The 13,062-nt window shown below is 55.2% G+C and carries 14 protein-coding genes; 8 read left to right on the forward strand and 6 right to left on the reverse strand.

Going from position 1 to position 13,062, the window contains the following annotated elements:
- Positions 1 to 18 precede the first annotated feature (18 nt).
- The 4 genes from tsaB (at position 19) to rnd (ending at position 4,421) form a co-directional block, all read left to right on the forward strand.
- On the forward strand, positions 19 to 714 hold the full coding sequence (tsaB, locus tag KK102_RS11855) for a tRNA (adenosine(37)-N6)-threonylcarbamoyltransferase complex dimerization subunit type 1 TsaB (protein WP_216357648.1): 696 nt from the start codon (positions 19 to 21) through the stop codon (positions 712 to 714).
- A gap of 37 nt (positions 715 to 751) precedes the next feature.
- The gene (locus KK102_RS11860; protein WP_010432706.1) at positions 752 to 1,333 is read left to right on the forward strand and encodes a Slp family lipoprotein; all 582 of its coding nucleotides are present in this window, start codon (positions 752 to 754) and stop codon (positions 1,331 to 1,333) included.
- A 203-nt stretch (positions 1,334 to 1,536) separates the two neighbouring features.
- Positions 1,537 to 3,222: a long-chain-fatty-acid--CoA ligase FadD gene (gene fadD, locus KK102_RS11865; protein WP_126545410.1), complete on the forward strand. Its 1,686-nt coding sequence runs from the start codon at positions 1,537 to 1,539 to the stop codon at positions 3,220 to 3,222.
- An 83-nt stretch (positions 3,223 to 3,305) separates the two neighbouring features.
- Positions 3,306 to 4,421, forward strand: coding sequence for a ribonuclease D (gene rnd, locus KK102_RS11870; RefSeq protein ID WP_216357687.1), 1,116 nt, complete (start codon positions 3,306 to 3,308; stop codon positions 4,419 to 4,421).
- Between the two features lie 84 nt (positions 4,422 to 4,505).
- On the opposite strand, the gene minE is transcribed toward rnd, so the two are convergent.
- The 3 genes from minE to minC are packed head-to-tail and all read right to left on the reverse strand — an operon-like array spanning position 4,506 to position 6,319.
- Complete coding sequence (gene minE, locus KK102_RS11875) at positions 4,506 to 4,772, reverse strand: cell division topological specificity factor MinE (protein ID WP_003859937.1); 267 nt, start codon at positions 4,770 to 4,772, stop codon at positions 4,506 to 4,508.
- A 3-nt stretch (positions 4,773 to 4,775) separates the two neighbouring features.
- A complete protein-coding gene (gene minD, locus KK102_RS11880; protein ID WP_094943030.1) occupies positions 4,776 to 5,588 on the reverse strand; it encodes a septum site-determining protein MinD in 813 nt (270 codons plus the stop codon).
- A gap of 23 nt (positions 5,589 to 5,611) precedes the next feature.
- Positions 5,612 to 6,319: a septum site-determining protein MinC gene (gene minC / locus KK102_RS11885; protein ID WP_010432720.1), complete on the reverse strand. Its 708-nt coding sequence runs from the start codon at positions 6,317 to 6,319 to the stop codon at positions 5,612 to 5,614.
- Between the two features lie 123 nt (positions 6,320 to 6,442).
- On the opposite strand from minC, the gene KK102_RS11890 reads away from it, so the two are divergent.
- From KK102_RS11890 to KK102_RS11900, 3 genes are all read left to right on the forward strand, one after another.
- Entirely contained in the window at positions 6,443 to 6,718 is a 276-nt protein-coding gene (locus KK102_RS11890; RefSeq protein WP_089598219.1) for a YcgL domain-containing protein, read from the forward strand.
- A 47-nt stretch (positions 6,719 to 6,765) separates the two neighbouring features.
- Positions 6,766 to 7,425 carry a fumarylacetoacetate hydrolase family protein gene (locus KK102_RS11895; RefSeq protein ID WP_126545409.1) on the forward strand — a complete coding sequence of 220 codons (660 nt, stop codon included), beginning with the start codon at positions 6,766 to 6,768 and terminating at the stop codon, positions 7,423 to 7,425.
- A gap of 93 nt (positions 7,426 to 7,518) precedes the next feature.
- Positions 7,519 to 7,959: a YcgN family cysteine cluster protein gene (locus KK102_RS11900; RefSeq protein WP_126545408.1), complete on the forward strand. Its 441-nt coding sequence runs from the start codon at positions 7,519 to 7,521 to the stop codon at positions 7,957 to 7,959.
- Positions 7,960 to 8,086: 127 nt separating this feature from the next.
- On the opposite strand, the gene dsbB is transcribed toward KK102_RS11900, so the two are convergent.
- Together dsbB and nhaB are read right to left on the reverse strand one after the other, a co-directional pair.
- Complete coding sequence (gene dsbB, locus KK102_RS11905) at positions 8,087 to 8,617, reverse strand: disulfide bond formation protein DsbB (RefSeq protein WP_216357649.1); 531 nt, start codon at positions 8,615 to 8,617, stop codon at positions 8,087 to 8,089.
- A 143-nt stretch (positions 8,618 to 8,760) separates the two neighbouring features.
- Entirely contained in the window at positions 8,761 to 10,299 is a 1,539-nt protein-coding gene (nhaB, locus tag KK102_RS11910) for a Na(+)/H(+) antiporter NhaB (protein ID WP_126545407.1), read from the reverse strand.
- A gap of 201 nt (positions 10,300 to 10,500) precedes the next feature.
- On the opposite strand from nhaB, the gene fadR reads away from it, so the two are divergent.
- A complete protein-coding gene (gene fadR / locus KK102_RS11915; protein WP_014884259.1) occupies positions 10,501 to 11,220 on the forward strand; it encodes a fatty acid metabolism transcriptional regulator FadR in 720 nt (239 codons plus the stop codon).
- Positions 11,221 to 11,333: 113 nt separating this feature from the next.
- Here fadR and KK102_RS11920 read toward each other — a convergent pair whose 3' ends face one another.
- The gene (locus KK102_RS11920) at positions 11,334 to 12,866 is read right to left on the reverse strand and encodes a SpoVR family protein (protein ID WP_089601462.1); all 1,533 of its coding nucleotides are present in this window, start codon (positions 12,864 to 12,866) and stop codon (positions 11,334 to 11,336) included.
- Positions 12,867 to 13,062: the final 196 nt, after the last annotated feature.

A 13,062-nucleotide genomic window follows, 5' to 3' on the forward strand; every position in this document is an offset into this window, starting at 1 on the left:
GCGAGAGCGCGACGACTGATGCGAATTCTGGCTATTGATACCGCGACAGAGGCTTGCTCTGTCGCTCTGTTGAACGACGGTGCTGTTTCTGCTCATTTCGAAGAGTGCCCACGGGAACACACCCAACGTATTCTGCCCCTGGTAAAAGCCATGTTAACCCAGGGCAACACCTCCTTAACCGACCTCGACGCGCTGGCGTTTGGCCGCGGCCCCGGCAGCTTTACGGGCGTGCGCATTGGTATTGGCATTGCGCAGGGGCTGGCGCTGGGCGCTGAACTGCCGATGATTGGCGTCTCTACCCTCGCCACCATGGCGCAGGGTGCCTGGCGCATGACTGGCGCAACGCGCGTGCTGGCGGCTATTGATGCCCGCATGGGCGAAGTTTACTGGGCTGAATATACCCGTGATGATAACGGCGTCTGGCACGGTGAAGAGACGGAAGCCGTGCTGACGCCTGAAGCCGTGACCGAACGCCTGAAGCAGCTTTCAGGCGAGTGGGCAACGGTAGGGACGGGCTGGCCGGCATGGCCGGAAATGGGGAACGGCACCGGCGTAACGCTGGTTGACGGCAATATGCTTCTGCCTGCCGCCGAAGATATGCTTCCCCTTGCCTGTCAGCTGTTCGCGAAAGGAAAAACCGTTGCCGTTGAACAGGCTGAGCCGGTTTATTTACGAAACACCGTTGCGTGGAAGAAACTTCCAGGCCGCGAGTGAATCTCAGTAACAGGAACTGAGAAAAAGGAGTCGCATCATGGCGGTTCAAACTAAAGTTGTTCGCCTTTTAATGGCAGGCGTTGTTGCCACAGCACTGAGCGGTTGCGTAACCGTTCCTGATGCGATTAAGGGCAGTAGCCCAACGCCACAGCAGGATCTGGTGCGCGTTATGAATGCACCTGAGCTGTATGTTGGCCAGGAATCGCGCTTCGGCGGCAAGGTGATCGAGGTCTTTAACCAGCAGGGTAAAACCCGTCTGGAAATTGCGACGGTACCGCTGGACAGCGGTGCTCGCCCCGTACTGGGGGAGGCTTCGCGCGGGCGCATTTATGCAGACGTCAGCGGTTTCCTTGACCCGGTCGATTTCCGTGGGCAACTGGTGACCGTTGTTGGGCCGATTACCGGTTCGGTGCAGGGCAAAATCGGCAGCACGCCGTATAAATTTATGACTATGCAGGTGACGGGCTACAAGCGCTGGCGTATTGCCCAGCAGGTGGTTATGCCGCCACAGCCGATCGATCCGTGGATGTGGGGTCCTCATCCTTACCGTTATGGTTACCCCGGCTGGGGCTGGTATAACCCGGGCCCGGCGCAGGTTCAAACGATCGTAACTGAGTAACTAACTGTTATTATTAGGAAAGAGACAGCGGCTCAGCCGCTGTCTCTGTTTTTTTACGGATAAAATGAAAAAAAAGAGTGACGCGCTTCGCAACCTGCAATCTGAACAATTAATAAACTGGTACGCTGAGTTAATATAATGTTAACAAACTGTTTATTATCGGGGCTGTGATGACGACGAACACTCATTTCAGAGGTGATGCATTGAAGAAGGTTTGGCTTAACCGTTATCCCGCAGATGTGCCTGCGGAGATCAATCCTGACCGTTATCAATCCCTGGTTGAATTATTTGAACACTCGGTGCGGCGCTACGCTGACCAGCCTGCGTTTGTGAACATGGGCGAAGTGATGACCTTCCGCAAGCTGGAAGAGCGTAGCCGGGCGTTTGCGGCGTATTTACAGGAAGGGCTGGGACTGCAAAAAGGGGACCGCGTCGCGCTGATGATGCCGAACCTGCTGCAATACCCGGTCGCGCTGTTCGGCATCCTGCGAGCCGGGATGATTGTCGTCAACGTGAACCCGCTGTATACCCCGCGCGAGCTTGAGCATCAGCTGAACGACAGCGGCGCGGTCGCGATTGTCATTGTCTCGAACTTTGCCCACACGCTGGAAAAAGTGGTCGACAGAACCCAGGTAAAACACGTCATTCTGACGCGCATGGGCGATCAGCTTTCCACGGCCAAAGGCACGCTGGTTAACTTTGTCGTTAAATACGTGAAGCGGCTGGTACCAAAATATCACCTGCCGGACGCCATCTCCTTCCGCCGCGCGCTGCACGCGGGTTACCGTATGCAATACGTCAAGCCAGAAGTGGTGTCGGAAGATCTCGCCTTCCTGCAGTATACCGGTGGCACCACCGGCGTGGCGAAAGGCGCGATGTTGACGCACCGGAACATGCTGGCGAACCTTGAACAGGTGAACGCCACTTACGGGCCGCTGCTGCATCCGGGCAAAGAGGTGGTCATCACGGCGCTTCCGCTGTATCACATCTTTGCGCTGACCATGAACTGCCTGCTGTTTATCGAGCTGGGTGGTCAGAATATCCTCATCACCAACCCGCGCGATATCCCGGGCCTGGTGAAAGAGCTGGCGAAATATCCGTTCACCGCCATGACGGGAGTGAATACCCTCTTCAATGCGCTGCTGAATAACAAAGAGTTCCAGCAGCTGGATTTCTCCACGCTGCACCTCTCCGCAGGCGGCGGGATGCCCGTTCAGCAGGCGGTCGCCGAGCGCTGGGTGAAGCTCACCGGCCAGTATCTTCTGGAAGGCTATGGCCTCACGGAATGCGCGCCGCTGGTGAGCGTGAACCCGCACGACATTGACTACCACAGCGGCAGCATTGGCCTGCCTGTTCCGTCGACCGAAGCGAAGCTGGTGGATGATGAGGGAAACGAAGTGCCTCATGGTGAGCCTGGCGAGCTGTGCGTAAGAGGGCCGCAGGTGATGCTGGGCTACTGGCAACGTCCGGATGCGACGGACGAGATCCTCAAAGACGGCTGGCTGCATACCGGCGACATCGCCGTGATGGACGACGAAGGTTTCCTGCGCATTGTCGATCGTAAGAAAGACATGATCCTGGTCTCCGGCTTTAACGTCTACCCGAACGAAATCGAAGACGTGGTCATGCAGCACAGCGGCGTGCTCGAAGTGGCGGCTGTGGGCGTCCCGTCCGGCAGCAGCGGTGAAGCGGTGAAAATATTTGTGGTCAAGAAAGATCCTTCGCTGAATGAGGAAGAGCTGATAACCTTCTGCCGTCGTCAGTTAACGGGCTACAAGGTGCCGAAGCTGGTGGAATTCCGCGATGAACTGCCTAAATCTAACGTCGGGAAGATATTACGACGAGAATTACGTGACGAAGCCCGTGCCAAAGTAGACAATAAGGCCTGAGCTTCACGTTAATCGCCCAGACGCCGGTTAAGCCGGCGTTTTTTATGGGCGCAAACAAAAGAGAAAATGATTTGAATTACCAGATGATCACGACCAACGACGAGCTGGCTTCGCTGTGCGAAGTAACGCGCGACTATCCCGCCATCGCCCTGGATACCGAGTTTGTCCGTACGAGAACCTATTATCCGCAGCTGGGCCTGATTCAGATGTACGACGGCAAACATGTCTCGCTGATTGACCCGCTCGGTATTACCGACTGGGCACCGATGCGCGAGCTGCTGCTGGATACGGCCGTGACCAAATTCCTGCATGCGGGCAGTGAAGATCTGGAAGTGTTTATGAATACCTTTGGCATCATGCCGCAGCCGCTCATTGATACCCAGATCCTCGCGGCGTTCAGCGGGCGTCCGCTCTCATGGGGCTTTGCTGCCATGGTTGAGGAGTACACCGGCCTGACGCTGGACAAAAGCGAATCCCGTACCGACTGGCTGGCGCGCCCGCTGACCGAGCGTCAGCTGGAGTATGCGGCGGCAGACGTCTTCTACCTGCTGCCGATTGCCGGACAGCTGATGAAGGAGGCAGAAGCTTCCGGCTGGCTGTCCGCTGCGCTGGACGAGTGCCGAATGACCCAGCAGCGTCGTCAGGACGTGGTTGACCCGAAAGAGGCCTGGCGCGATATCACAAACGCCTGGCAGCTTCGCACGCGTCAGCTGGCGTGCCTGCAGCTGTTAGCGGACTGGCGTTTGCGCAAAGCGCGCGAGCGCGACCTGGCCGTGAACTTTGTGGTGCGTGAAGAGCATCTGTGGGCGGTCGCGCGCTACATGCCGGGCAGCATGGGCGAGCTGGACAGCATTGGGCTTTCGGGTAGCGAAATTCGTTTCCACGGCAAAACCCTGCTCGCGCTGGTGGCGCAGGCACAGCAAACGGCGGATGAAGACCTGCCGGAACCGCTGCTGAATCTGATGGATATGCCGGGCTATCGTAAAGCGTTTAAAGATATCAAGGCGCTGGTGCAGGACGTCGCAACGGAAAGCAAGCTGAGCGCGGAGCTCCTGGCATCACGTCGTCAGATTAATCAGCTGCTGAACTGGCACTGGAAGCTGAAGCCGCAGAATGGGCTGCCGGAGATGGTGGCGGGGTGGCGCGGCGATCTGATGACAGAGCGTCTGAATAAATTGCTCGAATCCTACCCGCGTTAAGAAACTGTAGCCCCGGTAAGCGCAGCGCCACCGGGGGATTGCCGGGCGGCGCGACGCTTGCCCGGCCTACAAAATCACAAACGATTAGCGCGACTCTTCCGCTTCTGGCAACGTGACGTTCAGCTCCAGAATCGAAATATCCCCGTCTTTTTGCTCCAGCTGTACGGTGACCATCTCCGGGTCAATCTGCACGTACTTGCAGATCACTTCCAGGATGTCCTTGCGCAGCTGCGGCAGGTAGTGAGGCTCGGCGTCGCTACGACGACGCTCCGCAACGATAATTTGCAGACGTTCTTTTGCGATGTTGGCGGTGCTTTTTTTCCGCGAGAGAAAAAAGTCCAGTAATGCCATAACTTATCCTCCGAACAGGCGTTTGAGGAAACCTTTCTTCTCTTCTTCAATGAAGCGGAAAGGACGTTCTTCTCCCAGCAGACGGTCAACGGTATCGGCGTAAGCTTTACCTGCATCTGCCATCGTATCCAGAATCACTGGCTCACCCTGGTTAGAGGCGCGCAGCACGGACTGATCTTCCGGGATGACGCCAACCAGCTTGATGCGCAGGATCTCCAGCACGTCTTCCATGCTCAGCATGTCACCTTTATTTACGCGACCCGGGTTATAGCGGGTCAGCAGCAGGTGCTCTTTAATCGGATCTTCGCCATTTTCCGCACGACGGGATTTGGAGGCGAGGATGCCGAGAATCCGGTCTGAGTCACGCACGGAGGAGACTTCAGGGTTGGTGGTGATAATCGCTTCATCAGCGAAGTAGAGCGCCATCAGGGCACCGGTCTCGATGCCGGCAGGGGAGTCGCAGACAATGAAGTCGAACTCCATTTTTTTCAGCTCGTCGAGTACCTTTTCCACGCCTTCGCGGGTCAACGCGTCTTTGTCACGCGTCTGGGAAGCGGGGAGGATGAAGAGGTTCTCGGTGCGCTTGTCTTTAATCAGCGCCTGGTTAAGCGTGGCATCGCCCTGGATGACGTTAACGAAGTCATACACGACGCGACGCTCACATCCCATGATGAGGTCGAGGTTACGCAGGCCGATATCGAAGTCGATAACGACGGTTTTCTTTCCCTTCTGGGCCAAACCAGTAGCGATGGCCGCGCTGGAGGTGGTCTTGCCAACGCCTCCTTTACCCGAAGTAACAACAATAATGCGTGCCATAGAAATTCCTTGTTAAAAAGGGATCAATTCAACGGTTGAACGGTCAACGCGTCGTCTGCCAGCAGCAGACGAGCCGCTTTGCCATAAAATTCGGCTGGGATCTTGTCGCTCAGCCAATATTCACCTGCGATGGACACCAGTTCCGCCGTCAGGTGACTACAAAATATTTGTGCTTCCCGATCGCCACTTGCGCCCGCGAGCGCACGCCCACGCATCATACCGTAGACGTGAATATTGCCATCCGCAATCAGTTCAGCGCCAGCACTGACGTGGCTTGTAACAATTAGATCACAGTTTGGCGCATAAATTCGCTGACCGGAACGAACCGGCACATCAATCAATCGCGTTTTTGTGACAGGTGTAACGTTTTGAACCGGGGGAGGGGGCGTCTGCACCGCCGCTGGAGCCGAACGAGGGGCTTTTTCTTTGCCTTCGGTCAGAAGCGGTAGCCCTGCCCGGTCAATCTCGGCTTTCAGTTCAGCATCTTTACAGCCGCTAATGCCGACAATACGCAGCCCGGTGGATGAAACCGCCTGCTGGAGAAGTTTCCAGTTAACCGGGGCATCCAGACCGCTCACATTGACGACTACGGGGGCATGTTTCAGAAAGGCGGGTGCCTGCGCGATTTTATCTTCTAACGCCTGACGAATAACCTCGGGTTTTGCATCATGCAAATGAACCACTGATAAGGTGAAGCTACTGCCTTTAAGCTCGATGGGCGTGTTTGACATCCTGGCCTTACTCAATTTGCTATTAACCGCAACAACTCGCTGCGATATTCCGAAGAGTATCAGGCATGTTATAGTCAGGAGTATATTGAGGCAAGCAACCACCCATTAATTCAGAGTAAAAACATGTTTTGTGTGATCTACAGAAGTACAAGCCGTGACCAGACCTATCTTTATGTCGAAAAGAAAGACGATTTTTCGCGCGTGCCTGAAGAATTAATGAAAAATTTTGGCCGCCCTCAGCTGGCGATGCTGCTGCCGCTTGACGGGCGTAAGACGCTGGTGAATGCCGATCTGGAAAAAGTGAAATTGGCATTAACCGAGCAAGGCTATTATTTACAGCTTCCGCCGCCACCCGAGAATTTATTAAAACAGCATCTTGAGGTGAACGGAAAGAAATAAACCCGGAAGCTTCCGGGAACAACACATCAACCGTTTAGGGGTCGACCATGTATCAACATCATAACTGGCAAGGTGCATTACTGGATTATCCCGTCAGCAAAGTCGTCTGCGTGGGCAGCAACTACGCAAAACACATTCAGGAAATGGGCAGCGCGACGCCAGAAGAGCCGGTGCTGTTTATTAAGCCCGAAACCGCACTCTGCGATATTCGCCAGCCGCTGGCGTTACCGCAAGGGTTGGGTTCTGTCCACCACGAAGTGGAGCTGGCGGTGCTGATTGGCGCAACGCTGCGTCAGGCTTCTGAAGAGCATGTGCAGAAAGCGATTGCCGGTTACGGTGTCGCCCTGGATCTCACCCTGCGTGATGTGCAGGGCAAGATGAAGAAAGCGGGGCAACCGTGGGAAAAAGCCAAAGGCTTTGATAATTCCTGCCCCATTTCGGGTTTTGTTCCGGTGAGCGAGTTTACTGATGACCCACAGAACACCCCGCTCAGCCTGAAGGTGAACGGCGAGGTACGCCAGCAGGGCACCACGGCGGACATGATCCATAAGATCGTCCCGCTGATTGCCTACATGAGCCGCTTCTTTACTCTGAAACCGGGTGATGTGATCCTGACCGGTACGCCAGAGGGCGTCGGCCCGCTCAACGGTGGCGATGAGCTTGAGGTCAGCTTCAACGGCCTGTCGCTGAGAACACGCGTGCTGTAAAAACACCTTGCCGCCCGAAATGGGCGGCAAAACTTGCATCAACATGCCAGACTCGTTATAAGGTGCGCTTTCTTTTGACGTGTGGACATCCTGATGAACGACATCCCTTTCTGGCAAAGTAAAACGCTCGACGACATGACCGACGCGGAGTGGGAGTCGCTGTGCGACGGCTGCGGACAGTGCTGCCTGCACAAGCTGATGGATGAAGACTCCGACGAGATCTATTTCACCAACGTCGCCTGCAAGCAGCTGAACATCAAAACCTGCCAGTGCCGCAACTACGAACGCCGCTTCGAGTATGAGCCGGACTGCATCAAGTTAACTCGGGATAATTTGCCGACCTTTGAGTGGTTACCGCATACCTGCGCGTATCGCCTGCTGGCGGAAGGAAAAGATCTGCCGAAATGGCATCCGCTGCTGACCGGATCTAAGGCGGCTATGCACGGCGAACGCATTTCCGTGCGCCATATTGCGGTGAAAGAGTCTGAAGTGCGGGACTGGGAAGATCACATCATGAATCACCCTAATCGGTGACAATAAAAAAACCCGCCGAGGCGGGTTTTTTATTTGTGTTTGTGCGGCCTGATGCCCTCACCCCAACCCTCTCCCACGGGAGAGGGCGCAAACACTAAAAACGGCAACCGAGGTTGCCGTTTTGCGTTTACCTTCCAAACAGATCGCGTTTTTTCGGTTTAAACGGCTGGGCAATCAGCACCAGCAGCGCCACGACGAAGTAGGCGGCAAAAATACCCACCAGCCACTGCGGCATCTCCAGCGTCAGGAATTCCCACTGACGAACGGAGCAGTCACCGGATGCAACAAACACCTGCGGCAGCCATTTGTCCAGCGGCAGCCAGCTCGGGAAACGGGCGGCAAAATCGCAGGTCATAAACGGTGACGGATGCAGCTGCATCATGGTGTGCTCCCAGGAGAGTTCAATTCCCTTCCAGGCACTGTATATCCAGATGGCAATACCGGCATAGCGAAGCGGCGATTTCGGGGCAATCGCGCCCACCAGGCCCGCACCCATAATGCCGAACAGTGCGCAACGTTCGTAGATACACAGCACGCAGGGCTTCAACCCCATCACATGCTGGAACCACAGCGCGACCATTTCCAGCGCAAAGGCGGTCAGGGCCATTAACAACCACGCTCCGCGACCGCGGGAGCACTGGTTTAAAAATCTCAACATAATCATTTCCCTGGAACATGCTTAGAAATCGCAGTGTAAACGAATTCGTTTTTCGCGCCACCTGTACCTGGCGAAATAAAACGTAATTGGATGTTTATCGTGCGAAAAGGCAAACGGGCAGCGAGCTGCCCGATTTACACATCTTAGTGCGCGGCAAGTATACCCGCTTGTATCAGCCAGTGCGTATAAGGAATGAGGGTAATTTTGACGCAAAGCAAACCCACAATCGTCAGTACCAGCGTATAGGGCAGGGCCATCCAGACCATTCTTCCATAAGAAAGTCGTATGAGTGGCGCAAGAGCCGAGGTCAGCAGGAACAGGAAGGCCGCCTGGCCGTTAGGTGTCGCCACGGAAGGGAGGTTGGTGCCGGTGTTGATCGCCACCGCCAGCAGCTCAAACTGTTGAGCGCTGATCACGCCTTGCTCCATGGCTGCTTTCGCTTCGTTGATGTACACCGTGCCGACAAAAACGTTATCGGAGATGGAGGAGAGCAAACCGTTGAACAGGTAAAACAGCGAAAGCTGGGCGTCGGGCGCGGCCTGTAATACAAAGGCGATAATCGGCGCAAACAGGTGCTGGTCGATAATCACCGCCACTACCGCAAAGAATACCGCCAGCAGCGCGGTAAACGGCAGGGCTTCGGTAAAGGCTTTGCCGATAGCGTGCTCGTCGGTCACGCCGCTAAAGGTGGTGGCGAGAATAATAACCGACAGGCCAATTAACCCTACCTCAGCAAGATGAAAAGCCAGCGCGGCGATAAGCCAGACGCCAATGATGCCTTGCGCGATAAGGCGTAGCGTATCCTGGCGCGTGCGCTGACGGCGACTTTGCACGTCGAATGTATGCAGCTCCTGTCGCACCGTTTCAGGCAGCTTCGCGCCGTAGCCAAAGACGCTGAATTTCTCGACAAGAATACAGGTGACGACGCCGCAGATCAGCACCGGAACGCTCACTGGCGCCATGCGCAGGAAGAATTCGCCGAAATGCCAGCCCGCCGCTTTGGCGATGATCAGGTTTTGCGGTTCCCCCACCATCGTCATCACGCCGCCCAGCGCCGTACCCACACCCGCATGCATCATCAGGCTGCGCAGAAACGCGCGGAACTGCTCCAGCACCTCGCGGTTATGCGCGTCGACATGGCTGTCGTCCTGCAAATCCTCACCGGGCCGAGAGGAGGCGGCGCGATGATAAATGCCGTAAAAGCCGACGGCCACGCTAATCACCACGGCCACCACCGTCAGGGCATCAAGGAAGGCCGACAGAAACGCTGCCGCGAGACAAAATGCCACCGACAGGATCGTTTTTGAGGGAATGCTCAGCAGCAGCCGGGTAAAGATAAACAGCAGTAGCTGCTTCATAAAGTAGATGCCAGCCACCATAAACATCAGCAGCAGAAGCACCTCAAGATTGGATGCCAGCTCCTGTTTAACATGCTCCGCGCTGGTCATGCCAATCACCACCGCTTCAAATGCCAGCAGGCCGCCGGGAAGGAGTGGATAGCATTTCAGCGCCATCGCCAGGGTGAAGATAAATTCCGCCACCAGCAGCCATCCGGCAACAAACGGATTGACATAAAACAGGATGGGGTTAACGACCAGGAATACCAGAAGTATGAGTTTGTACCAGTCAGGCGACTGGCCTAAAAAGTTGCGCCACAGCGCGCGGCCAAATGAAATTTCCACGACAGACGTCCTTCCCCGTCAAATAAGGCAAAACATCAGTATACGCAAAAATGGTGGCGTAGAGGGGCATTAGGTCAAATTGTAAATTTCACAAAAATGAAACGGCGATCCCTCTTTTCTCTCTTTGCTGCGCTATCTGCCTCTGCGCGCCTCTGGTATGATGAGTCCAATTTGCTAAAGCTGTGTAATGGAAATCTCACTATGGTCATTAAGGCGCAGAGCCCGGCGGGTTTCGCGGAAGAGTACATCATTGAAAGCATCTGGAATAATCGTTTCCCTGCGGGATCAATTCTACCTGCTGAACGCGAACTCTCTGAACTGATTGGCGTCACCCGTACTACGTTGCGTGAAGTTTTGCAGCGTCTGGCACGTGATGGCTGGTTGACGATTCAGCACGGCAAGCCAACAAAAGTAAACAACTTCTGGGAAACGTCCGGGCTGAACATTCTTGAAACGCTGGCGCGTCTCGATCACGAAAGCGTGCCGCAGCTGATCGACAATCTGCTCTCCGTGCGTACCAACATCGCGACTATCTTTATCCGCACCGCGTTCCGTCAGCATCCTGAAGATGCGCTCGCGGTGCTGGCCAGCGCGAACGAGGTCGAAGACCACGCTGACGCTTTCGCTACGCTTGACTATAACGTCTTCCGCGGCCTGGCCTTTGCCTCCGGTAACCCGATTTACGGCCTGATCCTGAACGGGATGAAAGGTCTGTATACCCGCATTGGTCGCCACTACTTCGCTAACCCTGAAGCCCGCAGCCTGGCGCTGGGCTTCTACCATAAGCTGAGCAAGCTCTGTACCGAAGGGCTGCACGATCAGGTTTATGAGACGGTGCGCCGCTACGGTCATGATTCCGGTGAAATCTGGCACCGCATGCAGAAAACGCTGCCGGGCGATTTGGCGATTCAGAGCCGCTAAAAGAAAAAACCTCTCGTACGAGAGGTTTTTTTTCGTCGGGTGGCGGCTACGCCTTACCCGACCTACGGTTCTTGTAGGCCCGGTAAGCGTAGCGCCACCGGGCAAAAGCGACGCTACAGCGTATTCAACCGCGCCGGGCACCGCTCCAGCAGCTCCACGCTGCCGTCTTCATTCTGCTGTTCAAGTAACACGTCAAAGCCCCACAGCCGGTGCACGTGCTTCAGCACCTCTTTACGCCCTTTATCCAGCGGCGCGCGGTTGTGCGGGATATAGCGCAGCGTCAGGGAGCGGTCACCGCGTAAATCCACGTTCCATACCTGGATGTTCGGCTCAAGGTTGCTCAGGTTGTACTGGGAAGAGAGGCGAGAGCGGATCTCGCGGTATCCCTCTTCGTTATGGATCGCCGAAATTTCCAGGTAGTTGTTACGGTCATCATCCAGCACGGTGAAGAAACGGAAATCTCGCATGATCTTCGGCGACATAAACTGACTGATAAAGCTCTCATCCTTAAAGTCACGCATCGCGAAATGCAGCGTTTCCAGCCAGTCAGAACCGGCGATGTCCGGGAACCAGTATTTGTCTTCCTCCGTCGGCGACTGGCAGATGCGCTTGATGTCCTGGAACATCGCAAAGCCAAGGGCATACGGGTTAATGCCGCTGTACCACGGGCTGTTATAAGCAGGCTGGAACACCACGTTGGTGTGGCTGTGCAGAAACTCCATCATAAAGCGTTCGGAGACTTTCCCTTCGTCATACAGGTGGTTAAGGATGGTGTAGTGCCAGAAGGTCGCCCAGCCTTCGTTCATCACCTGCGTCTGTTTCTGCGGGTAGAAATACTGGCTCACCTTACGCACGATGCGCAGGATCTCGCGCTGCCACGGCTCCAGCAGCGGGGCGTTCTTCTCCATAAAGTAGAGCAGGTTTTCCTGCGGCTCGGACGGATAGCGACGCGCTTCGGCGACCGTTTTCTCCTCCTCACGCTTCGGCAGGGTGCGCCACAGCATATTCACCTGGCTTTGCAGATACTCCTCACGGCTTTTCTGCCGGGCCTTCTCCTCCTGTAAGGAGATTTTTTGCGGACGCTTGTAGCGGTCAACGCCGTAGTTCATCAGCGCGTGGCAGGAATCGAGCAGTTTTTCCACTTCATCCACGCCGTACCGCTCTTCGCATTCGGTGATGTATTTACGGGCGAAAATCAGGTAATCGACAATCGAGCTGGCATCCGTCCAGCTGCGGAAAAGATAGTTGTTCTTGAAGAAAGAGTTGTGCCCGTAGCAGGCGTGCGCCATCACCAGCGCCTGCATGGTAATGGTGTTCTCTTCCATCAGATAGGCAATACACGGATTGGAGTTAATGACGATCTCATACGCCAGCCCCTGTTGACCGTGCTTATACAGCCGCTCCGTTTCAATAAATTTCTTACCAAACGACCAGTGCGGATAGTTGATCGGCATCCCGACGCTGGAGTAGGCATCCATCATCTGTTCGGACGTAATGACTTCAATTTGATGGGGATAGGTATCCAGGCGATAGAGTTTTGCTACCCGGTCAATCTCGGCCAGATAAACATCAAGCAGCTCGAAGGTCCAGTCGGGTCCATCGCTCAGACGTGTGTTGTCCTTGGATATGGAATCAATAGTAGCCATTAGCGCGCCCTCGTTGTTGGGAGCTCTCTCTGTCTGGAGAGCCTCCTTTCAAGCATAGATCAACGCGTTAAAAAGCGTGCTGAAGCAGAAATTTTTTCTTTGCGATTTCGCGTTTTTGATACGGCAAAAAAAGCGGGTCTCGCAGAGTTTTATGCTGGCTAAAAATAACGCGCAGCAGGAGATCCCAAATTAGCGC

The sequence above is a fragment of the Enterobacter quasimori genome (assembly GCF_018597345.1).
GTDB classification, from domain to species: Bacteria; Pseudomonadota; Gammaproteobacteria; order Enterobacterales; family Enterobacteriaceae; genus Enterobacter; species Enterobacter mori.

Excerpts from the sequence above, each read along its gene's own strand:
- KK102_RS11895 (WP_126545409.1), top strand. The coding sequence starts at position 6,766 with ATGTATCAACATCATAACTGGCAAGGTGCATTACTGGATTATCCCGTC.
- minC (WP_010432720.1), bottom strand. The coding sequence starts at position 6,319 with ATGTCAAACACGCCCATCGAGCTTAAAGGCAGTAGCTTCACCTTATCA.
- KK102_RS11890 (WP_089598219.1), top strand. The coding sequence starts at position 6,443 with ATGTTTTGTGTGATCTACAGAAGTACAAGCCGTGACCAGACCTATCTT.
- minE (WP_003859937.1), bottom strand. The coding sequence starts at position 4,772 with ATGGCATTACTGGACTTTTTTCTCTCGCGGAAAAAAAGCACCGCCAAC.
- KK102_RS11860 (WP_010432706.1), top strand. The coding sequence starts at position 752 with ATGGCGGTTCAAACTAAAGTTGTTCGCCTTTTAATGGCAGGCGTTGTT.
- KK102_RS11900 (WP_126545408.1), top strand. The coding sequence starts at position 7,519 with ATGAACGACATCCCTTTCTGGCAAAGTAAAACGCTCGACGACATGACC.
- dsbB (WP_216357649.1), bottom strand. The coding sequence starts at position 8,617 with ATGTTGAGATTTTTAAACCAGTGCTCCCGCGGTCGCGGAGCGTGGTTG.
- tsaB (WP_216357648.1), top strand. The coding sequence starts at position 19 with ATGCGAATTCTGGCTATTGATACCGCGACAGAGGCTTGCTCTGTCGCT.
- rnd (WP_216357687.1), top strand. The coding sequence starts at position 3,306 with ATGATCACGACCAACGACGAGCTGGCTTCGCTGTGCGAAGTAACGCGC.
- KK102_RS11920 (WP_089601462.1), bottom strand. The coding sequence starts at position 12,866 with ATGGCTACTATTGATTCCATATCCAAGGACAACACACGTCTGAGCGAT.
- fadR (WP_014884259.1), top strand. The coding sequence starts at position 10,501 with ATGGTCATTAAGGCGCAGAGCCCGGCGGGTTTCGCGGAAGAGTACATC.
- minD (WP_094943030.1), bottom strand. The coding sequence starts at position 5,588 with ATGGCACGCATTATTGTTGTTACTTCGGGTAAAGGAGGCGTTGGCAAG.